The organism is Parerythrobacter jejuensis (assembly GCF_039536765.1).
In the GTDB taxonomy this organism is placed as follows: domain Bacteria; phylum Pseudomonadota; class Alphaproteobacteria; order Sphingomonadales; family Sphingomonadaceae; genus Parerythrobacter; species Parerythrobacter jejuensis.
Genome location: NZ_BAAAZF010000001.1, coordinates 2,141,850 through 2,166,842, shown reverse-complemented (window position 1 = coordinate 2,166,842; position 24,993 = coordinate 2,141,850). Strand labels below are relative to the sequence as shown.

At 61.2% G+C, this 24,993-nt stretch carries 22 protein-coding genes; 10 read left to right on the top strand and 12 right to left on the bottom strand.

The features are described 5' to 3' along the window. The first annotated feature begins 32 nt into the window (after nt 1-32). Genes gyrB through ABD653_RS10660 form a run of 4 tightly spaced genes read left to right on the top strand, consistent with a single transcriptional unit; the run spans nt 33 to nt 5,650 of the window. The gene (gene gyrB, locus ABD653_RS10675) at nt 33-2,579 is read left to right on the top strand and encodes a DNA topoisomerase (ATP-hydrolyzing) subunit B (protein ID WP_199801092.1); all 2,547 of its coding nucleotides are present in this window, start codon (nt 33-35) and stop codon (nt 2,577-2,579) included. Nucleotides 2,580-2,598: 19 nt separating this feature from the next. Next, nucleotides 2,599-3,345, top strand: a complete 747-nt coding sequence (locus ABD653_RS10670; protein WP_160778659.1) for a M50 family metallopeptidase — start codon at nt 2,599-2,601, stop codon at nt 3,343-3,345. 10 nt (nt 3,346-3,355) lie between these two features. Continuing rightward, a complete protein-coding gene (locus ABD653_RS10665) occupies nt 3,356-4,450 on the top strand; it encodes an AI-2E family transporter (protein ID WP_160778658.1) in 1,095 nt (364 codons plus the stop codon). 15 nt (nt 4,451-4,465) lie between these two features. Then, nucleotides 4,466-5,650: a BaiN/RdsA family NAD(P)/FAD-dependent oxidoreductase gene (locus ABD653_RS10660; protein ID WP_160778657.1), complete on the top strand. Its 1,185-nt coding sequence runs from the start codon at nt 4,466-4,468 to the stop codon at nt 5,648-5,650. A gap of 22 nt (nt 5,651-5,672) precedes the next feature. Here the strand turns inward: ABD653_RS10660 and ABD653_RS10655 are convergent, their stop codons facing one another. The 7 genes from ABD653_RS10655 to ABD653_RS10625 form a co-directional block, all read right to left on the bottom strand. Then, complete coding sequence (locus ABD653_RS10655) at nt 5,673-6,407, bottom strand: TetR/AcrR family transcriptional regulator (protein WP_160778656.1); 735 nt, start codon at nt 6,405-6,407, stop codon at nt 5,673-5,675. Between the two features lie 32 nt (nt 6,408-6,439). After that, complete coding sequence (locus tag ABD653_RS10650) at nt 6,440-7,072, bottom strand: 1-acyl-sn-glycerol-3-phosphate acyltransferase (protein WP_160778655.1); 633 nt, start codon at nt 7,070-7,072, stop codon at nt 6,440-6,442. Nucleotides 7,073-7,661: 589 nt separating this feature from the next. Continuing rightward, on the bottom strand, nt 7,662-9,269 hold the full coding sequence (locus ABD653_RS10645) for a carboxyl transferase domain-containing protein (RefSeq protein ID WP_160778654.1): 1,608 nt from the start codon (nt 9,267-9,269) through the stop codon (nt 7,662-7,664). Continuing rightward, the gene (locus ABD653_RS10640; RefSeq protein ID WP_160778653.1) at nt 9,266-9,652 is read right to left on the bottom strand and encodes a hypothetical protein; all 387 of its coding nucleotides are present in this window, start codon (nt 9,650-9,652) and stop codon (nt 9,266-9,268) included. The genes ABD653_RS10645 and ABD653_RS10640 overlap by 4 nt, the downstream gene beginning before the upstream one ends. Continuing rightward, nucleotides 9,649-9,945 carry a DUF1330 domain-containing protein gene (locus tag ABD653_RS10635; protein WP_160778652.1) on the bottom strand — a complete coding sequence of 99 codons (297 nt, stop codon included), beginning with the start codon at nt 9,943-9,945 and terminating at the stop codon, nt 9,649-9,651. The genes ABD653_RS10640 and ABD653_RS10635 overlap by 4 nt, the downstream gene beginning before the upstream one ends. Nucleotides 9,946-9,955: 10 nt before the next feature. Further along, nucleotides 9,956-10,699: a hypothetical protein gene (locus tag ABD653_RS10630; RefSeq protein ID WP_160778651.1), complete on the bottom strand. Its 744-nt coding sequence runs from the start codon at nt 10,697-10,699 to the stop codon at nt 9,956-9,958. Nucleotides 10,700-10,755: 56 nt separating this feature from the next. Next, nucleotides 10,756-11,922: an isovaleryl-CoA dehydrogenase gene (locus ABD653_RS10625; RefSeq protein WP_160778650.1), complete on the bottom strand. Its 1,167-nt coding sequence runs from the start codon at nt 11,920-11,922 to the stop codon at nt 10,756-10,758. Nucleotides 11,923-12,071: 149 nt separating this feature from the next. On the opposite strand from ABD653_RS10625, the gene ABD653_RS10620 reads away from it, so the two are divergent. The 3 genes from ABD653_RS10620 to ABD653_RS10610 are packed head-to-tail and all read left to right on the top strand — an operon-like array spanning nt 12,072 to nt 15,941. After that, nucleotides 12,072-13,583: a sensor histidine kinase gene (locus tag ABD653_RS10620; RefSeq protein ID WP_160778649.1), complete on the top strand. Its 1,512-nt coding sequence runs from the start codon at nt 12,072-12,074 to the stop codon at nt 13,581-13,583. Between the two features lie 46 nt (nt 13,584-13,629). Then, on the top strand, nt 13,630-14,397 hold the full coding sequence (locus ABD653_RS10615; protein ID WP_160778648.1) for an ATP-binding cassette domain-containing protein: 768 nt from the start codon (nt 13,630-13,632) through the stop codon (nt 14,395-14,397). After that, entirely contained in the window at nt 14,394-15,941 is a 1,548-nt protein-coding gene (locus ABD653_RS10610) for an ABC transporter permease/substrate-binding protein (protein ID WP_160778647.1), read from the top strand. The genes ABD653_RS10615 and ABD653_RS10610 overlap by 4 nt, the downstream gene beginning before the upstream one ends. A gap of 9 nt (nt 15,942-15,950) precedes the next feature. Here the strand turns inward: ABD653_RS10610 and ABD653_RS10605 are convergent, their stop codons facing one another. The 3 genes from ABD653_RS10605 to lgt are packed head-to-tail and all read right to left on the bottom strand — an operon-like array spanning nt 15,951 to nt 18,396. Continuing rightward, nucleotides 15,951-16,373, bottom strand: a complete 423-nt coding sequence (locus ABD653_RS10605) for a DUF2147 domain-containing protein (protein WP_325065376.1) — start codon at nt 16,371-16,373, stop codon at nt 15,951-15,953. A 57-nt stretch (nt 16,374-16,430) separates the two neighbouring features. Then, entirely contained in the window at nt 16,431-17,492 is a 1,062-nt protein-coding gene (locus tag ABD653_RS10600; RefSeq protein ID WP_160778646.1) for a class I SAM-dependent methyltransferase, read from the bottom strand. A gap of 7 nt (nt 17,493-17,499) precedes the next feature. Beyond that, entirely contained in the window at nt 17,500-18,396 is an 897-nt protein-coding gene (lgt, locus tag ABD653_RS10595) for a prolipoprotein diacylglyceryl transferase (RefSeq protein WP_325065375.1), read from the bottom strand. 134 nt (nt 18,397-18,530) lie between these two features. On the opposite strand from lgt, the gene ABD653_RS10590 reads away from it, so the two are divergent. Both ABD653_RS10590 and ABD653_RS10585 read left to right on the top strand, forming a co-directional pair. Further along, a complete protein-coding gene (locus ABD653_RS10590) occupies nt 18,531-20,234 on the top strand; it encodes a class I adenylate-forming enzyme family protein (protein WP_160778644.1) in 1,704 nt (567 codons plus the stop codon). Then, the gene (locus ABD653_RS10585; RefSeq protein ID WP_160778643.1) at nt 20,231-22,990 is read left to right on the top strand and encodes a [protein-PII] uridylyltransferase; all 2,760 of its coding nucleotides are present in this window, start codon (nt 20,231-20,233) and stop codon (nt 22,988-22,990) included. The genes ABD653_RS10590 and ABD653_RS10585 overlap by 4 nt, the downstream gene beginning before the upstream one ends. 4 nt (nt 22,991-22,994) lie before the next feature. Here ABD653_RS10585 and ABD653_RS10580 read toward each other — a convergent pair whose 3' ends face one another. Continuing rightward, the gene (locus ABD653_RS10580) at nt 22,995-23,492 is read right to left on the bottom strand and encodes a GNAT family N-acetyltransferase (RefSeq protein ID WP_160778642.1); all 498 of its coding nucleotides are present in this window, start codon (nt 23,490-23,492) and stop codon (nt 22,995-22,997) included. A 214-nt stretch (nt 23,493-23,706) separates the two neighbouring features. Next, complete coding sequence (locus ABD653_RS10575; RefSeq protein ID WP_160778641.1) at nt 23,707-24,369, bottom strand: YggS family pyridoxal phosphate-dependent enzyme; 663 nt, start codon at nt 24,367-24,369, stop codon at nt 23,707-23,709. Here ABD653_RS10575 and ABD653_RS10570 point away from each other — a divergent pair. Next, nucleotides 24,353-24,928, top strand: a complete 576-nt coding sequence (locus tag ABD653_RS10570; RefSeq protein ID WP_325065374.1) for a thiamine phosphate synthase — start codon at nt 24,353-24,355, stop codon at nt 24,926-24,928. The genes ABD653_RS10575 and ABD653_RS10570 overlap by 17 nt on opposite strands. Nucleotides 24,929-24,993: the final 65 nt, after the last annotated feature.

Genomic DNA, 24,993 nt, shown 5'->3' with positions numbered 1-24,993 from the left:
GGTTTTGCCCTTGCGGAGCCTATATACTGGGCATGAGCGAAAACACCCCGGACACACCCGAAAACGCCCCGCAGATCCCGGCTGAAAATGCCAAGCAGATGGGCGAGTATGGCGCCGATTCGATCAAGGTTCTCAAGGGCCTGGATGCCGTCCGCAAGCGCCCGGGCATGTATATCGGCGATACCGATGACGGTTCCGGCCTCCACCACATGGTGTTCGAAGTCAGCGACAATGCCATCGATGAAGCCCTGGCGGGCCATTGCGACCTGGTTCTGATTGAATTGAATCCGGATGGTTCGGTCAGTGTCGAGGATAATGGACGCGGCATTCCGGTGGGCATGCACAAGGAAGAGGGCGTTTCGGCGGCCGAGGTCATCATGACCCAGCTGCATGCGGGCGGTAAGTTTGAGAACACCTCCGATGATAATGCCTACAAGGTCTCCGGCGGCCTCCACGGTGTCGGCGTCTCGGTGGTCAACGCGCTGTCCGAATGGCTCGAACTGATGATCTGGCGCGACGGCAAGGAGCACTGGATGCGCTTCGAGCATGGCGACGCCGTCAACAGCCTCGAAGTGAAGGGTGATGCGCCCAAGGTGGATCGCAATCCGGACGACAATGGCTTCAAGAAGGGCACCCGCGTGACCTTCATGGCCAGCCATGACACGTTCAAGAATGTGACCGAGTTCGATTTCGACAAGCTCGAGCACCGCTATCGCGAGCTTGCCTTCCTCAATTCCGGCGTGCGCATCCTGCTGCGCGACAATCGCGGCGAGGAAGTGTTGGAGCATGACCTGTATTACGAAGGCGGCATCGCGGCTTTCGTGAAATATCTCGATCGCAACAAACAGCCACTCGTGGCAGAGCCGATTGCGGTGTCCGCCAACAAGGACGGCATCGGGATCGACGTCTCTTTGCAGTGGAACGACAGCTACTACGAAAACGTACTGTGCTTCACAAACAACATCCCGCAGCGCGATGGCGGCACCCACCTTGCCGCCTTCCGCGCCGCGCTCACCCGAACGCTCAACAATTATGCCAACGCTGCCGGCCTGCTGAAGAAGGAAAAGGTCAGCCTGACGGGCGAGGATATGCGTGAAGGTCTGAGCGCGATTGTCAGCGTAAAGCTGCCCGATCCCAAGTTTAGCTCGCAAACCAAAGACAAGCTTGTCTCTTCCGAAGTGCGCCAGCCGCTGGAAAGCCTGATGAGCGAGAAGATGACCGAGTGGCTGGAAGAGAATCCTGCCGACGCCAAAGCCATCATCCAGAAGATCATCGATGCGGCTGCCGCGCGCGAAGCCGCCAAGCGTGCCCGCGAGATGAGCCGCAAGGGCGCGATGAGCGTCGCCAGCCTGCCTGGCAAGCTGGCCGATTGTCAGGAACGCGATCCAGCGAAATCCGAACTGTTCCTGGTCGAGGGCGATTCCGCCGGTGGCTCGGCCAAGCAGGGTCGCGACCGCAAGACCCAGGCGATCCTGCCCCTGAAGGGCAAGATCCTGAATGTGGAACGCGCACGATTTGACCGGATCATTTCGTCCAAGGAAGTCGGCACGCTGATCCAGGCGATGGGCACTGGCCTGCGCGACGAATTCGACCTCGAAAAGCTGCGCTATCACAAGATCGTGATCATGACCGACGCCGATGTCGACGGTGCGCATATCCGAACGCTGCTGCTGACATTCTTCCATCGCCAGATGCCGGAAATCGTCAAGGCAGGGCACCTTTTCATCGCGCAACCGCCGCTCTACAAGGTGAGCAAGGGCCGCAGCGAGGTCTATCTGAAAGATGATCGCGAGCTCGACCGTTACCTGACCGAAGGCGGCTTGCAGGGGCGCGTGCTTGAAAGTGGTGGCACCCAGCGGAGCGGGCCCGAACTCGCGGCTCTGGTCGAACACGCTATGCGGATGCGCAATCTGATCGCCTTCGCTCCGCGCAAATACAATGCGGGAATCATTGAATCGATGGCTCTGGCCGGCGTGTTCGATCCTGATAATCTCGGCTCCGCGGATGCGCTGGCTACAGCCGCCGCCCGGCTGCAGTCTGGCGATCAGGAGGCCAGCTGGACCGGTGCGCGGACCGAGGATGGAAGTGTGAAGTTCGAACGGCTGTGGCGCGGGGTCACCGATGTCCACTTGTTCGAGGCCAAGTTCCTTGAAAGCGCCGAAGCGCGCAAGCTGCACCGTGTCGCGGCAGAGGAAGCCGAAGCCTATGAAACTGCCGGTCGCCTGATCAAGACAAGCGCCGCCGATACCGCTGCGACGAGCGAAGAAGGCGAAGAAGAGGAAGCACCCAGCTTCGCCGATGATGACGCCATTACCCGTCCGACCGAATTGCTCGATACGGTTCTGGCAGCAGGCCGGAAGGGTCTTTCGATTGCCCGCTACAAGGGTCTGGGCGAAATGAATGCGGAGCAGTTGTGGGAGACCACGCTTGATCCCGATCACCGCGTGTTGTTGCAAGTGAAGGTCGAAGATGCGGACGTCACCGACGAGATTTTCACGCGCCTGATGGGCGATGTGGTCGAACCGCGCCGCGAGTTCATCCAGGACAACGCGTTGAACGTGGCCAATCTGGACGTTTGATGGGCGCGGCTCCCCCCATATGAGCCCGCTCGCCATCCATTCGCGCCAGGAGCATATTCGCTGGCTGGCGCTGGCGGCCGGGGCATTGTTCGTGTTGCCGCACGTGCCGCTGGGCAATTACCTTCTCTATCCGTTCATGATCCTGTCGACCTGGTTTCACGAAATGGGTCACGGCCTCACCGCGATGGCGGTCGGCTTCCAGTTCGAAAGGCTTGTGCTGTTCCCCAATGGCTCAGGCTTTGCCGAAACGCTGCGCCCGGTGAACGCTTCGTCGTTTAGCCAGGCCCTGGTTGCGGCAGGTGGTCCGATCGGCCCTGCTATTGTCGGCTCGCTCCTGATCCTGGCCTCGACCAAGGCGGCTCTATGGCGCCCGACATTGTACATCCTGGCAGGCGCGATTGTCCTGTCGACCCTGATCTGGGTCCGCTCGATGATCGGATGGATCGTCTTGCCCTCGATCGCGCTGGTGCTGGTTGTCATCGCGGCGAAAGGCGCGCCATGGCTTGAGCGATTTGCCTTGCAGTTTCTGGGGCTTTCGGCAGCGCTCAGCATGTTCCAGCAATGGGACTATCTGCTGACCGAGCGTGCGGTTGTGGGCGGACAGGAGATCCTGTCGGACACCGGGGCGATCGAAGAATATCTGCTCTTGCCGCACTGGATCTGGGCGGGCGGGATCATCACCCTTGCCGCGCTGATGATCGGGGCCAGCTTGCGCTACGCCTTGTCGGACAAACGCATACCAAAACGCTGGGATAGCGGTTTCTAGGAGAGATTTGATGGCCGCAACGGAAAGCAAGAGTGGCGTCGAACAGGGTGGATTCCTGCTGTTCCTGGCACTGGCCACCGTAGCTGTGCTGGCGATTTCGTGGCCTTTTATCGCGCCGATCCTATGGGCGACACTGGCAGCGATCATGTTCCAACCTCTGTATCAATGGATCCTTGCGAAGATCCCGAACAAGACCAACCAAGCCGCCCTCGCCAGCCTGCTGATCATCTTCTTCGTGGTGCTGGTTCCGGCGATCTGGATCGGTAGCATCGTGGTCGAACAGGCAGCGGGCATCTTCATTGCCTTCCGCGACGGGCAAATCGATGTCGCCGCGTGGTTTGACCAGATTCTGGCCGCCTTGCCCGCCAATCTGCGCGCTTCGCTCGACAGTGCGGGCTGGACCAACATGGCCTTCCTGCAGGAACAATTGCAGCAATTGGCCACGGAAAGCGCCGGGCTGATCGCGCGTCAGGCCGTCGCCATCGGTGGCGGTGCCCTGAGCTGGTTCCTGGCCTTCGGCATCTTCCTCTATGTGACGTTCTTCCTGCTACGTGACGGGATGGGCGTTGGCCGCACCATCGTGCGATCCTTGCCGCTGCAGCGTGATATCGCCGCGCGCCTCGCCCAACAGTTCCTCTCCATCGTGCGCGCCACGATCAAGGGTTCGGTGGTTGTCGGCCTGGTACAAGGCGCTCTGGGTGCGATCACATTCTCGATTGTGGGCATGCCCTCCGTCGTCCTGTTCGGCGTGCTGATGGCGATCTTCTCGCTCCTGCCTGCAATCGGCCCGGCGATTGTCTGGGCCCCGGCGGCGATCTGGCTGCTGGCGACCGGCGCGATCTGGGAAGGTGTCGTGGTCCTCATCTCGGGCGTCGCGGTGATCGGGATGGTCGACAATGCGCTGCGCCCCATCCTCGTGGGCCGTGATACGGGCATTCCCGACTGGGTCGTGCTGGTGACGACGCTGGGCGGGATTGCCTCGGCTGGCCTGTCCGGCATCGTGATCGGGCCATTGGTCGCCGGGCTGTTCCTTGCCGGTTGGACCATTCTGCGCGAACAGCGGGCGGGCGATCCTGAACCAACCGGCGACGAAGCGGCCAACTGACGCTAGAGCCGCACTATGTCCCATGATGCGATCATTCTCGGCGGAGGCGCCGCAGGCCTGTTCTGTGCCGCCCAGGCAGGGCAGCGCGGCAAGCGGGTGCTGGTGCTGGAAAAGGCTGACACGGTCGGCAAGAAAATCCTCATCTCAGGCGGCGGGCGCTGCAACTTCACCAATATCGGGGCGAAGCCGGAAAATTTCCTCTCGGCCAATCCGCATTTCGCCAAATCGGCCCTGCGTCGCTATACCGCACGGGACTTTCTGGATTTGGTCGAGGCGCATGGCATCGCCTGGCACGAGAAGACGCTGGGCCAGCTGTTTTGTGACCAGTCCGCGATTCAGATCGTGCAGATGCTGCTTGACGAATGCGACAAGGCGCACGCGTCTGGCGGACATGTCGAGATATTGACCGGGCAGGATGTCAGCGAAGTCGTGCATGAGGGCGGGCGCTATGCTGTCATGGCCAATGGCACTGCGCATACGACGGACAGTCTCGTGATTGCCACCGGCGGGCCTTCCATTCCCAAGATGGGTGCAACCGACTTCGCTTACGGGCTGGCACGGCAATTCGGCCTGAAAGTGGTCGAGCCACGCCCGGCGCTGGTGCCGCTCACGCTGGGCGGCGAGGATGTGCTGTTCCGCGAATTGTCAGGCGTTGCAACGGATGTTGTCGCGAAGGCGGGCAAGACTTCCTTTGCCGAAGCTGCCCTGCTGACCCATCGCGGCCTGTCCGGCCCGGCCATTCTGCAAGTATCTAGCTACTGGACGCATGGTGACCCGATCCACCTCGATTTCTGCCCCGGGCAGCGCGAGGGCTGGCTGCTCGAGCACAAGCGGGCCACGCCGGAGACGCAACTCGTGGCGATCCTGCGCGCCTATATGCCCGAACGCCTGGCCAAGATCTTGGCCGAGCGGCTGGGTCTGTCAGGCGTCCTCCATTCGATCAGCGACAAGGCCCTGAGGCGCGCCGAACAACAATTGGCGCGGTGGGAATTCCGCCCCAACGGCACGGAGGGGTTCGCCAAGGCAGAGGTCACCGCCGGCGGCATCAGCACGGCCGATCTTTCCAGCCAGACGATGGAAGCAAAGGCGATGCCGGGGCTGTTTGCGATTGGCGAGGCCGTCGATGTGACGGGCTGGCTGGGCGGATACAACTTCCAATGGGCCTGGAGCAGCGGCTGGGCCGCGGGCCAAGCGATCTGAGCCGGCGACCCAATCGCGCGCGCTAGCTGGCGACGCGCAGTCCGGTCACGCCCTTGGCGCCGCGATCGCCGCCCGAAAGCCCGGCGAACATCGTATCGATGATCGCGGCCAGCTTGTCCTCTTCCAACCGGACTGCAATCATCATCATGACTTGTGGGGATGTGTAGGCCATCACCATTTGGTTGATCAGGGTGAGCGCCTGATTGATCTTCAGGTGAGGGAAGAATCCCTCGGCCTGCGCTTCCGCGATCAGTTCACTCAGATAATGGTCAGCCAGGTCGATATAGCCGCGCACATCCTCGAAGCGATTGCTGCCAAGTTCGCAATAAAGCGCGAAGGTCACCGGGTCGGCTTCGAACCGCGCCCGCTCGCGTACGAAACGGCGGGCGAAGAATTCGAAGAACTTGCGCTGGATCGGCAGATCGGACGCGACCACCTCTTCCATTATCGCAATGTCGGGCTCGTACCAGAGCTCGACAATTGCGTTGAACAGGTCGGCTTCTTCGGGGAAATGGCGGTCTACGACAGTGCGCGAGACGCCCGCATCTGAAGCGAGTGTGGCCCGGCTGACTTCTTCGCCGCGCCGCTCTGTGACCTGCATCGCCAATTCGACCAGCTGACGCCGGTCTTGATCAGGATTGCCAGATGCCACCACGCTCGATCTCCCTCGAATAGCGCACATGTAGGAACGCGATCCCGCCACCGGAAGGCCCGATGCGATGAATTGCAGGGATTTCTTGGCAATATTGCGAAACACGCAGTCGCATTTGCCGACGATCGATGCCCGGCTCAGCTTTTGGCCTTGGCATCTTCGACCAATTGGCGGGCTTGCGCCTCGAGCACTTTGTAGCGCTCGAAATCGGGCAGTTTGGACCGGAGGAACGCCGCGATTTTGGCGAGGTCCTCGCCATAATTGCCGGTCGGCCAGATCGGTTTGCTGAAACCAAGCGTGTTGGAGTCGTTGTCCACCCACGCGGCCACAATCGGCACATTGGCCGCCATGGCGATATTGTAAAAACCGGATTTCCAGCTGCCATCAGTGGTGCGGCTGCCCTCGGCTGCAATCACCAGAGCGAGATGATCGCGCTTGGCATATTCAGCGGCGATCTGTTCGACGTAATTCGCCCTCTTGGTCCGGTCGATCGGGATGCCGCCCATATCGAACATGAAATTGCGCATGATGCCTTTGAACAGCGTGTGCTTGCCCATGAAACTGGGATGCACCCCCTCGACCTCGGTCGCGCCGGCAAAGAACACAAAATCCCAGTTGGAGGAATGCGGTGCCCCTGCGATCACATATTTTTGCACATCCTTGGGCAGGCCGCCTTCGATCTTCCACCCCTTGGCATGATAGATCCAGACGATAATCCGCCGCACCAGGCGCGACAGCAGGGACCGCTTATAGGCGGGTTCTTGCGACATGTTCTCTCCCATTGCCGCTACGGATTAGCACGTGTGCGGGGGAATGCGAGGGGGTGATTCATCAGCTATCGCCGAACTCGGCGATATATAGAGACTCTACCAACAGGAAACTTCCCAGTCTGGTTGTAGACTTGAAGGTCATGATCAAGAGCTAGCTGAACAAATACTAGGACCAACCCCAGAGCGGTTAAGAATGCCTGCGCCTCTCCGATAGCTAGATACGCGATCATGACAGCGCCTACAGCCAGAGTGGCCCACAGGACAAACGAAATAAGTGAATCAAATAGTATGCGTTTGGATTTTCGCGCAAATCTAACAAACCTGGAGAAGTCCCACTTCCAAACTTTTCCGTATATCCGCCAAATTTGCCAGAGCCTTCTCTCCCAAATTCTCTGACAATAGATAGCCAAAATGACGACGAACGAATACAAACTAATGACTATTGCCCTCGACTTGTTGAATTCTCCCTCGGCTATTTGAAAAATAGAGATGTGCGAACTCCATCCGCTATAGGCGGAGTCGAAGATTACAAACCCGATCAGCAATAGGCCAATGTCTTCGCAGACGTTAAAATCTCTCCGCAAACGCTTCACATCCTGAACACGCCAAAGCTTGGCCGCTCCGGAATCGGCGCTTCCAGCGTCGCCGCAAAGGCCAGCCCGAGCACATCGCGGGTCTGCACCGGGTCGATCACGCCATCATCCCATAGGCGGGCGGTGGCGTAGTAGGGGTTGCCCTCGTCTTCATATTTCTGGCGGATGGGGGCTTTGAATGCTTCTGCCTCGCGCTCGTCCCATTTGTCGGCGTCGCGGTGAACGGTGGCAAGGACGCTGGCGGCCTGTTCGCCGCCCATCACCGAAATGCGCGCATTGGGCCAGGTGAACAGGAAGCGCGGCGAATAGGCACGGCCGCACATGCCGTAATTGCCTGCGCCGAAACTGCCGCCGATGACCACGGTGATCTTGGGCACCGTTGCCGTCGCCACCGCTGTTACCAGTTTCGCGCCATGCTTGGCGATGCCTTCCGCCTCGTACTTTCCGCCGACCATGAAGCCGGAGATATTCTGCAGGAACAGCAACGGGATGCGGCGTTGCTGCGCCAGTTCGATAAAGTGCGCGCCCTTCTGCGCGCTTTCCGAAAACAGCACGCCGTTGTTGGCGAGGATGGCCACCGGCATGCCCCAGATATGGGCGAAGCCGCACACCAGGGTTGAGCCATACTGCGCCTTGAATTCGTGGAATTCACTGCCGTCGACCAGCCGCGCGATCACTTCGTGCACGTCGTAGGGTGCGCGAACATCATCGGGGATCAGCGCATAAAGATCATCGGCGTCGAACTTGGGCGCACGCGGTTCCTTGATCGCGATATCGGTCGCCGCGCCGGTGTTCTCGCCCAGATGGCTGACGATATCGCGGACAATGGTCAGCGCATGTTCGTCATTCTCGGCCAGATGGTCGACCACGCCCGATTTCTTGGCATGCAGATCACCGCCGCCCAGATCTTCGGCGCTGATCTCCTCACCTGTGGCGGCCTTCACCAGGGGCGGGCCTGCCAGGAAGATCGTGCCCTGGTTGCGCACAATCACGGTCTCGTCACTCATCGCGGGGACATAGGCCCCGCCCGCGGTGCAACTGCCCATCACACAAGCGATCTGCGGAATGCCCAGCGCGCTCATATTGGCCTGATTGAAGAAGATACGGCCAAAGTGATCGCGATCGGGAAACACCTCGGCCTGATGCGGCAAGTTGGCCCCGCCGCTATCGACCAGATAGATGCACGGCAGCCTGTTTTCCTGCGCGATTTCCTGTGCGCGCAGATGCTTCTTCACTGTCAATGGGTAGTACGTGCCGCCCTTCACGGTGGCATCATTGCACACGATCATCACCTGCCGGCCCGACACACGGCCGATTCCGGCAATCATCGAAGCGCCATGGATATCCCCGCCATACAGATCGTTCGCGGCCAGTTGCCCGACTTCGAGGAAAGGCGAACCCGGATCGAGCAGGCGCTCGACGCGATCCCGCGGGAGCAGCTTGCCGCGCGAAACATGCCGCTCCCGACTTTTTTCACTGCCACCCAACGCCGCCTCGGACACTTTGCCGCGCAAGTCGTCGGCCAACCCCTGATTGTGAGCGAAACGCGCCTTCGCCTCGGGGCTTTCCCGATCGAGCGTGGATGTAAGAACAGGTGCCGTCATGCGCGCGATACTTCCCAAAGAGACCAGACCAGGCCGATTATTGCAGTCGCAAATGCCATGCCGATCAGGATTGTCAAAAAGCCGAGATCGATATTGCCGGAATTGGCGGAAGCAGGATCATAGATTTTGCCGAAGAAGCTGCCAAACAGCATGCCGAGGCACGCTGCCCATCCGACCACGAACACATGGGATCGGAACGGAGTCGGCCGCGCCATCAGCAGCGCCCCTGCCAGCAACAGCCCGCCGGTCCAGTAATCATCGAACCAGAAGGGGAAAGGGCGGCCAGTGCCCCATGTGCGGATCGCCTCGCCAATCATCAACGACAGGGCCAACCCGGCGCCAAGCATGCGCAAAATGGTGAGCGATACGCCGGGCTGCATCATGCGGGGTCCATGCCCTTGACCATGATCGACTGCCCCTCGCTGCCTTCGAGCCGGTATTTCGCGATCGCCTGGTATTCGGGCGACATCATCCAGGCAAAGGCGCTTTCCTTGTCGGGAAATTCGATCAACACAGACCGCGTATGCTCCCATTCGCCCTGCAAGACGCGCGGCTCCTCATCGACACTCAGCAGCGTGCCACCCGAATTCTCGAAGGTCGGCATGAACAGGTCTTCGTACTTGTCGTACAAGGCACGGTCGTGAATCTTGAAACGCGAGATAAGATAAACCGACATCGGGCATCCTTCAGCTGCGGGTGAGAATGGCCGCATGGCCTTCCTCGAACCAATTGTCGTTCATCCACTGCGATGCAGCGGCTTTGATCTTTCCGGGATAGTCGGGCGCGTCGGGGATCAAAAGGGGCAAATCAAACCCGGCCACTGTCGCGGCAATCCCTGCTTCGTCAAGCAGCCGTCCTGAAGCTGCGGCGTGGCGGGCGATTTCCAGTTCCTGACCCCAGAAGTAGACCTGCGGGGCCTGCACATTGTCTTGCATCCGGGCGACATCGGCGACCCGGTGGCCTCCCACCAAGGGCAGCCAGATATCGGGCATCAGCAAATCGACCGGCGTATCCGGCACCCATGCATAGGCATCAGCTTCCACGATACGGATCTTCTCACCCACACCGCCGGGCAGGCGGGCAAACAGGTCGAGCTCTTCGTGCAAAGCAATTGCCTCTGGATCATGCTCCACAATCGTGATCTGCGCCACTTCTTCACGTAAAGCTGTTTCGCTCGCGGCCCAGCCCATGCCCAGCCCCATGATCGCAACATGACCACGGGCCGCTTCGACCCCCAGGATCTGGCTCTCGATTTCGACCGGCGCGAGCGACATCCAGGTGTCTTCGCCCCGGGTCAGCAAGATCAGCCCGAAGCACATCTGCACCCCGGACCAATAGCCGCGACACGGCGCCATCTCGATACACTTCAGTTCCCAGGCGCCTGATATCATGGGCCGGAACAGTTCGCGCAGCGGGCCGATATCGAACACATCTAATTGGGGAGCGGCGCCGACATCCCTGGAGTCATGGGTGACAGCCAAAACGTTTATCCGGCCGCGCCGATCAACTCACGCCCGATCAGCATCCGGCGGATCTCGTTGGTGCCAGCGCCGATATCGAGCAGTTTGGCATCGCGCAGATAGCGTTCCACCGGCCAGTCCTTGGTATAGCCCGCACCGCCCAGCGCCTGCACCGCTTCGGCGGCAACCTTGAAGGCGTTCTCGCTGGCCAGCAGGATCACGCCTGCGGCATCGAAACGGGTGGTCTGGTCGGCATCGCACGCCTTGGCCACCGCATAGGTGTAGGCCCGGGCCGATTGCAGCGCGACATACATATCGGCAACCTTGGCCTGCATCAGCTGAAAACTGCCGATCGGTTTGCCGAACTGCTTGCGCTCACGCAGATAGGGGATCACGCAATCGAGGCACGCCTGCATGATGCCAAGCTGGAGCCCCGCGAGCACGACGCGTTCGTAATCCAGCCCGCTCATCAACACGCCGACGCCGCCATTGACCGGGCCCATCACGTTCTCTTCGGGCACTTCGCAATCGGTAAAAACCAGCTCCGCCGTCGGGCTGCCGCGCATGCCCATCTTGTCGATCTTCTGGCCGATTTCGAAGCCCGGCATGCCTTTCTCGATCAGAAAGGCCGTGATGCCGCGCGATCCCGCTGCGCCATCGGTCTTGGCATAGACCACCAGCGTGTCAGCATAGGTGGCATTGGTGATCCAGAACTTGGTGCCATTGAGGATATAGCCGCCTTGCACGGCCTCCGCCTTGAGCTTCATCGAAACAACGTCGGAGCCTGCGCTCGCCTCGCTCATGGCCAGTGACCCGACATGCTCGCCGCTGATGAGCTTGGGCAGGTACTTTGCCTTCTGCTCTTCATTGCCCCAACGGCGGATCTGGTTGACGCACAGGTTGGAATGCGCGCCGTAGGACAGACCGACAGAGGCACTGGCGCGGCTGACTTCTTCCACCGCGATGACATGCTCAAGATAGCCCATGCCCAGACCGCCATCGGCCTCGTCCACGGTCAGCCCGTGCAGCCCAAGCTCGCCCATCATCGGCCACAGCTCTTGCGGGAACCAGTCTTCACGATCGGCCTTGTCAGCCAGGGGCGCGATCTGTTCATCGGCGAAGCGGGCCACATTTTCGCGGATCATCTCGGCGCTTTCACCAAGCTGGAAATCGAAATCGGGGGTAGCACGCATAGTTCAAATTCTCCTTGCAAGCGCGCATAGCAAGGCTGCGCCACCGCGCAAACCGGTTGCAGTTGAAATCAGCCGAACAGACACAGGTCTATTTGATTTTTCAGTGACTTGCTGTAAGCGCGCAGCACGCGACAACCGAAGGGATCGCTGTGAATGATTTGAACCCCAATCCCTGGCCCGACGGCACGCTGCCCGCACCCGAATGGTGCGAGGATTGCGATCGCCTGACCGTGCTGGCCGGTTTCGGGGTCGAACGCCTGCGCGACGATCCGGAACTGTCCGAAATTACCCGCTTCGCTGCCGAATTGTGCGCAGCCCCGATCGCCCTGGTCTCGATCGTGGAAGAACACCGGCAGAATTTTATCGCCGGGCTCGGCTTAGAGGTGACCGAAACCCCGCGGGAATACAGCTTCTGCGCTCATGCCATGATGGGCCAAGGCGCGATGGTAATTCCCGACGCTACTGTCGACCCAAGCTTTGCCGACAATCCGCTGGTCACCGGAGATCCTCATGTCCGGTTCTATGCGGGCATGCCATTGGTCACGTCCGAAGGCGCACCGATCGGCGCTCTGTGCATCATCGACACACAGCCCCGCCCCGAGGGGTTGAGCGCAACGCAGATGCGCGGGCTGAGTGTGTTGGCCCGTTCGGTGATGCGGCGCCTCGAATCGCAGCGCCAGTCGAGCCGCTCTGCCATTGCTACGGACGAGAATGCGCGCCGTTTGCGGTTCATGCTCGATTCGGTGCCCGATATTGCGTGGTCGGCCTTGCCCGGGCCGGTGTTTGACCGGTTCAATGCCCGCTGGGACGAGGTAACCGGCGCTGCGCCGCCGCGCAGTGTCAGCGATTGGGAACGCTTCATCCACCCGGACGACTGGGACGCCTCGCGAGAGAAATTCACCGCCGCTGTCGAAGCGGTCGAGCCGTTTGAAGATCAATTGCGCATACGCCAGGCCGATGGCACCTATCGCTGGAATCTGTCGCGCGCAGTGCCCAGCCACGCCGATGCGGAAACCGCCCAATGGTTCGGCACGCTAACCGATATTGATGTGTCGCACCGGCAATCGGAATCGCGCGACCTGATTGCGCGCGAGCTGGCGCACCGGATCAAGAACATCTTCGCAGTGATGAATGGCCTGATCGCACTGCGTAGCCGCGGCAAGCCGGAAGTGCGCGATTTCGCCGACGAGCTGGCCGGCACCGTCCGCGCACTAGGGCGGGCCCAGGAATTCGTTCGTCCGCTGACCGACGAGAAAGGCGAGAGCCTGCGTGGCCTGCTCGATATTCTCACGGCTCCCTATGGCAAGGGCGACGGACGACATATCCATGTGACCGGCGACCGGGTCGAAATCGGCATTCGCGCGGCCACTCCGATGGCGCTGGTGTTCCACGAGCTGGCAACCAATTCCGCCAAATACGGGGCCTTGTCAGCCGAGCAAGGCTCGGTCGAAGTCGCACTGCGTAAAGACGCAACCTCTGTCCACATTACCTGGGCAGAGCATGGCGGGCCCGAAGTATCCGCCCCGTCTGATTCCGGATTTGGCTCGCGCCTTTTGCGCATGAGCATCGAATCCCAGCTCGATGGTTCGCTCGATCAGGAATGGGATGCAAACGGGCTGCGTGTGCGGATTACCTTGCCTCTCGCTTCGCTCGCAAACTGATCCCGCTCCCTTCCCCCACTCACCTTTCCCCCCTAGGCTCGGCCCCATGACGGGTTCGGGCGCAATGGTTCTGCAATTTGATCGGGTTACCAAAACCTATGATACGGTGACCGCCATAAATGCCGTGTCGCTGGAGATTGAATCCGGCAGTTTCGTTGCCCTGGTCGGCGCTTCCGGATCGGGCAAATCAACATTGCTCAAAACCGTGAACCGGCTGGTCGAACCTGGCGGCGGGTCGGTCCGCTTCGAAGACGAAGACGTCGCCACTGTTCCGCTGCCGGCACTGCGACGCAAGGTCGGCTATGTGTTCCAGTCGATCGGCCTATTCCCCCATATGAGCGTGGGGGAAAATATCGCCATCGGTCCGCGTCTTGCGGGCGAAAAGCTGTCCGTCAGTCGCATTGCTGAGTTGCTGGAGCTGGTGGAACTGGACGGCAGCTACGCCAATCGCATGCCGCACGAACTGTCGGGCGGGCAGCGTCAACGTATTGGGGTGGCGCGGGCCCTGGCAGGCGATCCACGCTTGTTGCTGATGGATGAGCCCTTTGGCGCGCTAGACCCTGTCACCCGCGATGCCCTGGGCCGCCGGGTCCGCGATCTGCACCAGGAATTCGGGCTGACCACCGTGATGGTGACGCATGATATGGCCGAAGCTCTGTTGCTGGCGGACCGTGTGCTGGTGATGGATGGCGGCCAGATCGTTGCCGACGAAACCCCGCGTGCGCTGGTCAACGGATCGGGCGGTGCAATTGCCCAGGGGCTGGTCGCTGTGCCGCGGAGCCAGGCCGACGCGCTCGAGGCGCTGGAAGAATGAGCGCGATCTGGGATATCATGCTGGGCTTGGGAGACAAGCTGGCCGCCCATGTATTGCTGGCCGCATCGGCCATCGCGCTGGGCATCGTGGTCGCCCTGCCGCTCGCCATTTGGGCCAGTCGCAATGCCACAGTGGCGCGGATTGCACTGGGCTTCGCCAGCCTCGTCCAGACCATCCCGGCCCTCGCCCTGCTCGCCCTGTTCTTTCCGATCCTGCTCAGCTTGCGTGCTGTCTTCGGCGAAGGCCTGCCGACACTCGGTTTCCTGCCCGCATTGCTCGCGCTCGCGCTCTACGCTTTGCTGCCGATCCTCAGGAACGCGGTGACCGCGCGCGACAATATGGCGCCCGGCGTGCTGGAAGCCGCTGACGGCGTCGGGATGACCGGCTGGCAAAAGCTGCGCCTGGTCGAGGCGCCTTTGGCCGCACCCTATGTCATGGCCGGTATCCGCACAGCCGCCGTCTGGACCATTGGCGCCGCCACGCTTTCGACTACGATCGGCCAGCCCAGCCTGGGTGATCCGATCTTTGCCGGATTGCAGACACAGAACTGGTCGCTGGTCCTGGCGGGTTGCCTTGCCTCAGCCGCGCTCGCGCTGGTTGCGGATATGTTTCTGGGCGCCATCGAACGCGGCTTTGCCGAGCGAAAGCGGATGCTTGTTTGGGGCGGCGCAGTCGTGGCAGCTTTGGGCATTCTCGCCTCGGCATGGACATTATATGGCGGCAGCGCAGAGGATGATGACAACACCATCGTCATCGCGGCCAAGCAGTTCTCCGAGCAATACATTCTCGCCCGCCTGATCGGCAGCCAGCTGGAAAAGGCCGGATATACCATCGAGTATCGTGACGGGCTGGGATCGGCAGTCGTCCACAATGCGGTGAGCACCGGTGCTATCGACATATCGGTCGATTACACCGGCACGATCTGGACCAACAATCTCAAGCGGCAGGACAATCCCGGCCGTGAAGAAATGTACGCCATCATCAAAGCGTGGGAGGCGGAGCAAACCGGCACGCTGGTGCTGGGCCGGTTGGGCTTCGAAAACGCCTATGCGCTGGGCATGCGTGCGGACCGCGCTGCGGAACTGGGTGTGCGTTCCATCGCCGATCTCGCATCAGTCGCCCCGCGCCTGGTTACCGGCGGCGATCCCGAATGGTTTGAACGTCCCGAATGGGTCGCCGTGCGCGACGCCTATGGCTTGAAGTTTGCCCGCCAGCGCAATTTCTCGCCCACATTCATGTACAACGCGCTCAAGTCGGGCGAGGCCGACGTGATCAGCGCCTATACCTCCGACGGGCGGATCGTGGCGGACAACCTCGTCATTCTCGATGATCCGAAGGAAGCGCTGCCCAGCTACGATGCCATGATCATGATCAGTCCCGATCGCGCCGATGATGCGCGGCTGGCCGCGGCGCTGCAACCGCTGGTCGGTGCCATCGATGTCGAGCTGATGCGCGAAGCCAATCTGGCAGTCGACCGGACAGACGATCTGAAGACCAGCCCGACCGAAGCTGCGGCGATGATCGCCCGGCGGATCGGTCTTTAGCGACGGATTCTAGCGCGCCTTGCGCCAGACCTGGGTCTGGCAAAACGGGCCGATACACCCCTTCACCTCGAGCACATTGGCGCTCTTGCGCTTCACAATCGAACGATAGGTCTTGCCGTTGCGCGGATCGTAAATGCGGCCTCGCCACAGATCGTCATCCATCCGGAAGCCGGACAGGAGCGCAATGCCGAGCAGCTTGCGCGTGCGCAGGTTCGGATCCGGATTGTTGACATCGCGCTGGTTCACTCCGCCTTCCGGTCTGACCAGATACTTGCTCAGCCGCCCGCAATAGCTTGAACCACAACGGGCGATGGTGACCACAGCATCGCGTTCGGTCGTCACCCACTGGCCGGTAATGGGATCAGCCGCCTGGGCCGGTGCGGAAAGGCCCATCGTCAAGGCCGCCAGAACAGTCAGAATTCGGATCATCATGCAGTCTCCATGCCCGGCTATAACGGGCCATGCGACGCTTGGTTGCATTGAGCGCGATTAATCGCCGGTGAAGCCGGCCCCGCCCGGCCAGCCAGGCGCTGCCAATCCCAGCACCTTGAACAGGCTGCCCATCTGATCGGGCTGGATCAGACGGTCTTTCGCGGCATGGATTTCGGCGCTGTAATGCGGGGCCTTGTGTGCAAGCGTCTGCGCCCGACCTTCGATCCCGAGCGCGGAGAGCCACTTTCCCTGCTCCACAACGCCTTGGACCCGCACATCGCGGGATTGCGCGATCCGGGCGAGCGTTTCAAAATCGACCAACGCAGTCAGGTCAGCGGTGCCCGGTTCTTCCAGAGGGTTGACCTTGGTGTGCTCCCGAACCGCCTGCAAAGTCGAGCCAGCGTGTAATTTGGCATGTCCGTAGTCAACAAACAGGGCCGCTCCACCCTGTTCGGCGAGCCGGCCAGCGACCTCATACATATTGGCGGCGGCGGCCGGGCAAGTTTCCAGGATAGTGCCCACATCGGCATCGCGCCATTCAACCGGGACCGCTGCATCCATCGGCCGCCCTCCGGCAACATAGACGAAGGCATCGCCATCAAGGCCCACCATCCGCTCGCGCCAGCCATTCTCGACCTTGACCAATTGTCGCACCGGCAACGCATCGAGGAATTCGTTCGCCACGATCATCAGCGGCACGTCCATCGGCACAGTCGACAGGTCATCGTGCCAATAGGCCTCCGGCACTGCCTTGCCCTGCACTTCTTTCAGCGCGGTCGAGCTCTCTACGAAATGGACGCCAGGCCTGAAGCCGTATTTCTCTGCTGCCCGCAACGCATCCTTGGCCAGCGTGGCCCGCCCCGGGCCCAGCTCTACATATTGGACATAATCGGGCCTGCCCGCATTGATCCACATATCGGCCAGCCACAGGCCGATCAGTTCTCCGAACATCTGGCTGATCTCGGGCGCGGTGACGAAATCTCCGCCACTGCCCAGCGGATCCCGCGCATCATAATAGCGCGCGTTGCTCTCGCCCATATACTGGCTCAGCGAGATAGGTCCGGTGTTGCGGATCAACCGGCGGAAAATCGCAGTCAGATCTCCGGATGCCTGCTCCATCAGTGGCTCAGGCCGCCGCAGCCTTGCCGGCACTGCCCATCGGTTTGCGCGTGAGGGCGTAAACCACCACCGCAAGGCCCACCAGAATCAGCGGGATCGACAACCATTGCCCGCGCGACAAACCGGTTTCTGCCACGACATAAGCCAGATGCGCATCGGGTTCGCGGAAGAATTCATTGACGAAGCGGGCCGTCCCCATGCCGATCGTAAACAGGCCGACCAGCAATCCGGGGCGCCAGCGCGCACGGGTCTTCCAGAACAGCGGGATAAGCAGGACAAGCATCAGCCCTTCAAGGCCGGCCTGGTAGAGCTGGCTCGGGTGGCGGGCCAACTGGTCAGGATCAGACGGGAACACCATTGCCCAAGACACATCGGTGGCCCTGCCATAGAGCTCTCCGTTGACGAAATTGGCGAGCCGCCCGAGCAGCATGCCGACCCCGACATTGACCGCGATGTAATCGCAAATGCGCAGCCAGTTCAGGCCGTTGCGCCAGGCGACAAACAGGATCGCAACAACCACCCCGATCAGGCCGCCATGAAAGCTCATCCCGCCATCCCACAGGCGCAGCAGATCCCAACTGACGGTCTGCCCCTCGGTGAAATTGGTGAACAGGCTCGGCTTGCCTGAATCGCCGCCAGTGTAAAACGCCGCATAGCCCAGCCTGCCACCCAGGATCACGCCCAGCGTGCAATAGAAGAACAGGTCTTCGACGTGGTTCTGCGCCATTGGCGCACCGGGCGCCTTGATCATCTTGGAAAGGTGCCAATAGGCGAACACCAGACCAAGGATGTAAGCGAGCGAATAATAGCGCAGCGTGAAGAAGCCGAGATCGATCCCCGGCCGCAGCCCCAATTCGGACCATTGGATTGGCTGCGAGGCGGCGTCGGCCAATAGTGACAGCACGTGCAAGACCCCTTAAGACTGGCTGCAGAAAACAAGACGCAGCTTTTTCGCGACAGGCTTTGGCACAGGCCGGGTTTCGGTGGAACCCTGTTGGGAAAATCGCGTCTAACAAGAAAACAAGAAGAGAGAGACAGATGCCAACCCAACTCGACATGACCCTCGATGCCATCATGGACAAGCTGACGGCGGAGGGCGCGCCAGCAGAAACCGTGCCGTTCGAACGCAACGGTACCACCATGCCCGCGCTCAAGAACGCACCGCCGAGCATGGTCCATTACTTCGCCCATTATTGTAACGAGCACAAAGACGCTGTCTTCCTCGTCGATGGCGGGTGTCGTCTGACTTTCGGGGAAGCGTTTGCCGCAGCCACCTGCGTCGCAGCGGGTCTTAAGAACACTCACAACGTCCAGAAGGGCGACCGGGTCGGGATCGCTGCGCGCAATTCTGCCAACTGGATCGTGCTCTATATGGGCATCATGATGGCGGGCGGCTGCGCCACGCTGCTCAACGGTTTTTCCAACGGCGACGAGCTGGCCGATGCCATCGACCTGGTCGAATCGAAACTGGTCTTCGCTGATGCCGGCCGCGCCAAGCGGCTCGATGGCACCGGCCACAATGCCAAGATCGTGCTGTTTGACCATGATTGCGACCCGTCCGAAGGATTGAAAGTGACCTGGGGCGATCCGTCGACCGTGAACATCCTCGATGTCGGTCCGGACGATCTGTGCACTGTGCTCTACACCTCCGGCTCGACCGGAAAATCCAAGGGCGCATTCTCCGACCATCGCGGCGTCGTCCACGGCTCGATGAGCTATGCCGTCCAGTCGCTGATGGCGTTCAGCTATCTTGATGCCGGCGGCAATGCGCCGACAACGCAGGCCTGCGCGCTGCTTGCGGTGCCATTGTTCCACGTGACCGGTGAAGTGCCTCTGCTGCTGCAAAGCTTCGCACTCGGCCGCAAGGTCGTGCTGATGCCGAAATGGGATGCGCGCACTGCGTTGCAACTGATCCAGGATGAGAAGGTCAGCTATTTCGCCGGCGTTCCGCTGATGACGTATGAAATGGCGACCCATCCGGAACGTGACCAGTTCGACACCTCGAGCTGCTCCAGCTTTGCTGCAGGCGGCGCGCCGCGTCCGGTCGACCATGTCGCCAAGATCAAAGAGGCCTTCCCTGAAGGCTTCCCGCTGCTTGGCTATGGCCTGACCGAAACCAACGGCGTGGGCTGCGGCAATTTCAACGAGAACTATCTCGAAAAGCCGTCCAGCACCGGCAAGCCCAGCCGTCCGCTGGTCGACCTCGCAATCCTCGATGATGATGGCAAGCCGGTCGCCCAGGGCGGCATCGGCGAAGTCTGCATCCGTTCGGTGTGCAACTTCCTGGGCTATTGGAACAATGACGAGGCGACCAAGGCCGCCTTTACCGACGATATGTATTTCCGCACCGGCGATCTGGGCCGGGTCGATGAAGATGGATACCTGTTCATTGTCGACCGCAAGAAAGACATCATCATTCGCGGTGGCGAGAACATCACCTGCATCGAGGTGGAGGAAGCCATCTACGCCAATGACTCGATCGCCGAATGCTCTGTCTTCGGCCTGCCAGACGAACGTCTGGGCGAAATCGTCGGTGCAGTGTTCTTGGCCAAGGATGGACACTCGCTAAGCGAAGACGAGCTGCGCGATTTCCTCGCCACCCGTCTGGCACCGTTCAAACAGCCTGTGGTGTATTGGCAAGCAACCGAAACCCTGCCGCGCCTCGGCACGCAGAAGGTCGACAAGCGGACATTGCGTGAGCAGTTCACCAAGGAATATCTTGCCGAGACAGGGGCCGCTTGACCCAGACCCGAGTCCCCCGACAACGTGCCATAATCGATCGCCGCGCACTCGACGCGGCGATTGCCGGGCATGTTGAGGGCAAGGGCGCAAAAGCCCGGCCCGAGATCCTCGAAACCCTGCGCGATGCCTTGGCAGCCGGGCGCGCCGAGCTGTCGCAGCGCCTGCTCGACAAGCCAAGCGCAGGGCACGAAATCACGGCGGGGCACGCATTTCTGGTCGACCAGCTTGTGCGGGTCATTCACGATCATGTGACCAGCCATGTCTATCCCGCTGCCAACCGGTCATCGTCGGAGCGGATCGCGATCCTGGCGGTGGGCGGATATGGCCGGGCCGAAATGGCGCCCAAATCCGATGTGGATATTGCGTTTCTCCACCCAAGTCGCCGCACCGCCTGGTGCGAGCAGGTGACCGAGGCGATGCTCTATTTCCTGTGGGATCTAGGGCTGAAAGTGGGTCAGTCCAGCAGGACACCCAGCGATATGGTCAAGATGGCCCAGGAAGACCTGACCATCCGTACCGCCTTGCTCGAAGGACGCTTCGTCTGGGGCGATCGCCCTCTTTATGACGAAGCCAGGGCACGCTTCTGGGCCGAAGTCGTGACCGGGACAGAGCGGCAATTCGTCTCCGAGAAACTGGCCGAGCGCGATGAGCGTCACGAACGCACCGGCGGCAGCCGTTATGTCGTCGAGCCCAATGTCAAAGAGGGCAAGGGTGGCCTGCGCGATCTGCAGACGCTGTACTGGATCGGCAAATATATCCATCCCGCCCGCAACGCGGCCGAGCTGGTCGATGCCGGGCTGCTGACCCAACCCGAATATCACTCTTTCCGCCGGGCTGAGCGGTTCCTGCTGGCAGTTCGGTGCCATTTGCACGAATTGACCGGTCGGGCGGAGGACAGGCTGACTTTCGATTTCCAGAAACAGGTGGCGGAACGCATGCGCTTTGCCGACCGGCGCGGCAAAAGCGCAGTCGAGCGGTTCATGCAGTTCTATTTCCTGCAAGCCAAGCGGGTCGGCTCGCTGACCGGTGTGTTCCTGAGCCAGCTCGACCAGCAATTTGCCAAGAAACGCGCACGCACTGGCTTGCTCGCCGGGTTCAGCGCCAAGCCGCGCCAGTTCAAGGGCTACACCGTGTTCGGCGGCAAGATCGCCGCGCCCAGCGAGACCTGGTTCAAGAAGGACCCGGTCCGGCTGATCGAGATTTTTCAGCTTGCCGAGGCGGAAGGGCTGGAAATCGATCCGCGCACGATGCGTCAGGCCGATCGCGACAGCAGCCTGATCCATGACGATGTGCGGGAAGATCCGCGCGCCAATGCGCTGTTCCTCGACCTTCTATGCGGCAAGAACGATCCCGAGAACGGGTTGCGCTGGATGAACGAGGCGGGCGTATTCGGAAAATTCGTGCCTGATTTCGGCCGCGTCAACGCACAGATGCAGTTCAACATGTACCACCATTATACGGTGGACGAACACACGATCCGGGCGATCGGCTTCCTGTCGAAGATCGAAAAGGGCGAGCTGGCGGATGACCATCCGCGCGCCACCCGGCAGATCCACAAGGTGAAGAGCCGCCGGGTCGCCTATGTCGCCGCGTTGCTGCACGATATTGCCAAAGGCCGCGGGGGCGATCACTCGATCCTGGGTGCAGATGTGGCCGAGGACTTGTGCCCGCGCTTCGGGCTCGATGAGGACGAAACCGAAATCGTCGCATGGCTCGTGCGCCAGCATTTGCTGATGAGCGCAACGGCCTTCAAACGCGACCTGACCGACCCCAAGACAATCGAGGATTTTGTCGGCGAGGTGCAAAGCCTGGAACGGTTGCGCCAACTCGCCATCCTGACGGCTGTCGACATCCGTGCGGTGGGTCCTGGCACGTGGAACAGCTGGAAAGGCCAGCTGCTTGGCGAGCTTTACGATGCCAGTCACGAACGGCTGCGACTGGGTCATATGCGCCATCACCGGGAGCATCGTGTCGCTGCGCGCAAACAGGCCGTGCGCGAGGACATGGGTGCGAAGGCAACGATCATGGACGCGTTCGGCGACTTGTTCGGCGATGCTTATTGGGTGGCCGAACCCGAAGACGTGATTGCCCGCAATCTGGTGCAATATTCGGTCGCACGTGAAATCGACGAAGATCTTTCGATCCACTGCGAGTTTGACGAAGACCGCGGGGCCACGCTGGTCACGGTTATTGCGGCTGACCACCCCGGCCTGTTCTATCGTATCGCTGGCGGCATCCATCTCGCCGGTGGCAACATCATCGATGCGCGCATCCATACCACCCGCAATGGCTGGGCGGTCGACAATTTCCTGGTCCAGGACCCGGTCGGACGCTCTTTCGCCGAGCCGGACCAGCTGGCGCGGATCAAGAAATCGATAGCCGATGCGATTGCCAATCGCGGCGAGCTTGTGCCCCGTCTCGCCCAGCGACCATTGCCGCGCGCACGCGCCAAGGCGTTCGATGTGCGCCCCCGTGTCCTGTTCGACAACGATGCCTCGGGCCGATTTACCGTGATCGAAGTCAATGCGCGCGACCGGTCGGCCCTGCTCAACAGGCTCGGGCGTGCGCTGTTCGAAAGCCAACTGATCGTCCATTCCGCCCACATCACGGCCTATGGCGAACGCGCAGCGGACATTTTCTACGTTACCGACCTGACCGGATCGAAAGTGGTGGACGACGCCCGCAAGGAAGCCATTCGCGCGGCATTGCTGGAAGCGGCAAGCGACGAGCGGCAGGCCGAGCTGGAGCCGGCCTGAGCGGCTAAAGCGCTTGCAGCAGCCAGACCGACGGAATCTCCGCCGAGAATCCAGCCTTTTCATAGGCCCGCCGCGCGGGTGCATGGCTGCTGTCGCCACCTGTGCCGACCCCGGCAGCCTTCATGCCGCCTGCACGCATCAGGCCCAGAACATGGCGATAGAGCGCACTCCCGACTCCCCGCTTGGCAAAAGCGGGATCGACCGCGTTGAGCCCGATCGTTCCCAACTTGGTCCGTGCATCCAGGGCGTAGTCGCAGAATCCGATCACGCGGTCTTCAACCTCCGCCACAACAATCTGATGGTCCGAACCTGATTGGCAGATCGAGTCGAGATGTGCGCCTTGATCAGCCTCCGCGCCGCCATAGGCAAATGGCGCGATGTCCGGTCCCATCAGGGAGCGGAAGTTTGCAAAGACCGGAGCGAATGCGGCCTGACGCACGGCGTGCAACGATGGCAGGTCTACCGGCCGGAAGGGCCGGATCTTGAAATCTGTTTTGTGCATAATTTCCTCGCACGGAATGCTGCCCGCAAAAACGGTTTGCAAAGGCAGCAACAAGACAATCCGAGCGACTGGACGACAGTCGCTCTAGCGGGTCTTCACCGGAAGCAAGGATTTACACCAACACTGCGCACCCCTTTGGCTGGAAGTAGGCAGGATAGGCAACGGTGACGCGAGGTCAATCGGCTAAGCCGTAGCCGGGTACCTATCCTCACACTTACCCTCTTTGGCCAAACAGCGCCGTGCCCACCCGTATATGCGTCGCGCCCAGCATGATGGCGGTTTCGAAATCGCTGCTCATGCCCATGCTGCGGCCACCCAGATCATTGTCCCGCGCCAGCTTGTCGAGGAGGGCAAAAAATGGTGCGGGTTCGATGTCCGCGGGCGGAATGCACATCAGGCCGGCCACCGGGATGCCCGCCGCGCGGGCCGACGCGATCAGCCTGGGTACATCGGCAATGGGGCAGCCGCCCTTCTGCTCTTCCGCGCCGATATTGACCTGGACGAAACACGGTACCTGTTTGCCCGCCTTCTCCATCGCCTTGCCCAGCGCCTTGACCAAGCTGGGCCGGTCAAGCGAGTGGATACAGTCAAATAGCGCCACCGCATCATCAGCCTTATTCGATTGCAACTGGCCGATCAGGTGCAATTCCACATCGGGATAGGCCTCGCGCAGGCCTGGCCATTTGTCTTGCGCTTCCTGCACCCGGTTTTCCCCGAACACGCGCTGGCCCTGTTCCAGCAGCGGCAGGATTGTGTCGACCGGATGGGTCTTGCTGACCGCGATCAGAGTCACGGCTTCACGCTTGCGCCCGCTGATCTTGCAGGCCTTGGCAATTGCGGCTTCACATTCTTCGAGAGGCGTGGCTGTTTCCGTCATGGAGGCGCGCTATAGCGGGCTGGTGGAACACTTCCAGACCCTTCCCGAGCTGTGGCTTTTGTCTGACGAGCGCAACGACCATGCGCTGGAGGATGCGCTGGTGCGCCTGCCGCGCGGCTCGGCGCTGGTTTACCGGCACTATCACCTGCCGCCTGCGGAGCGGTTTGCCCGCTTCATGGCGCTGAAACGGCTGTGCGAACGCCGCGATCATGTCATGATCCTCGCTGATTCCGCCCAGACTGCACGCGAGTGGGGCGGTGACGGGATCTATGGCGCACCGCGCAGTCTCTATCCCACGCGGGGGGACCTCCTGACCATTGCGACCGTGCACAATCCGCGCGAGATGGCGCTGGCCAACCGGTTCCGGGCCGATGCCGTAATGCTGTCACCCGCCTTCCCGACCCGGTCACACCCGGGCGCAGGCCATCTTGGCCGGAGCCGGTTCCGCGCCCTGGCGGCCCTGTCTTCGGCACCTGTGATCGCCCTTGGCGGGATGACCCATGCGCGGGCGCGATCGCTCCATTGGGCCCGCTGGGCCGCGATTGACGGCTTGTCCTAATTCTCTCGGCTGATCGACGACTTCTTGACCGCGAGTCCGCAAGGATTCATGGTGTGTTCCACGCA

Excerpts from the sequence above, each read along its gene's own strand:
- gyrB (WP_199801092.1), top strand. The coding sequence starts at position 33 with ATGAGCGAAAACACCCCGGACACACCCGAAAACGCCCCGCAGATCCCG.
- ABD653_RS10670 (WP_160778659.1), top strand. The coding sequence starts at position 2,599 with ATGAGCCCGCTCGCCATCCATTCGCGCCAGGAGCATATTCGCTGGCTG.
- ABD653_RS10665 (WP_160778658.1), top strand. The coding sequence starts at position 3,356 with ATGGCCGCAACGGAAAGCAAGAGTGGCGTCGAACAGGGTGGATTCCTG.
- ABD653_RS10660 (WP_160778657.1), top strand. The coding sequence starts at position 4,466 with ATGTCCCATGATGCGATCATTCTCGGCGGAGGCGCCGCAGGCCTGTTC.
- ABD653_RS10650 (WP_160778655.1), bottom strand. The coding sequence starts at position 7,072 with ATGTCGCAAGAACCCGCCTATAAGCGGTCCCTGCTGTCGCGCCTGGTG.
- ABD653_RS10645 (WP_160778654.1), bottom strand. The coding sequence starts at position 9,269 with ATGACGGCACCTGTTCTTACATCCACGCTCGATCGGGAAAGCCCCGAG.
- ABD653_RS10640 (WP_160778653.1), bottom strand. The coding sequence starts at position 9,652 with ATGATGCAGCCCGGCGTATCGCTCACCATTTTGCGCATGCTTGGCGCC.
- ABD653_RS10635 (WP_160778652.1), bottom strand. The coding sequence starts at position 9,945 with ATGTCGGTTTATCTTATCTCGCGTTTCAAGATTCACGACCGTGCCTTG.
- ABD653_RS10625 (WP_160778650.1), bottom strand. The coding sequence starts at position 11,922 with ATGCGTGCTACCCCCGATTTCGATTTCCAGCTTGGTGAAAGCGCCGAG.
- ABD653_RS10615 (WP_160778648.1), top strand. The coding sequence starts at position 13,630 with ATGACGGGTTCGGGCGCAATGGTTCTGCAATTTGATCGGGTTACCAAA.
- ABD653_RS10610 (WP_160778647.1), top strand. The coding sequence starts at position 14,394 with ATGAGCGCGATCTGGGATATCATGCTGGGCTTGGGAGACAAGCTGGCC.
- ABD653_RS10605 (WP_325065376.1), bottom strand. The coding sequence starts at position 16,373 with ATGATGATCCGAATTCTGACTGTTCTGGCGGCCTTGACGATGGGCCTT.
- ABD653_RS10600 (WP_160778646.1), bottom strand. The coding sequence starts at position 17,492 with ATGGAGCAGGCATCCGGAGATCTGACTGCGATTTTCCGCCGGTTGATC.
- ABD653_RS10590 (WP_160778644.1), top strand. The coding sequence starts at position 18,531 with ATGCCAACCCAACTCGACATGACCCTCGATGCCATCATGGACAAGCTG.
- ABD653_RS10580 (WP_160778642.1), bottom strand. The coding sequence starts at position 23,492 with ATGCACAAAACAGATTTCAAGATCCGGCCCTTCCGGCCGGTAGACCTG.
- ABD653_RS10575 (WP_160778641.1), bottom strand. The coding sequence starts at position 24,369 with ATGACGGAAACAGCCACGCCTCTCGAAGAATGTGAAGCCGCAATTGCC.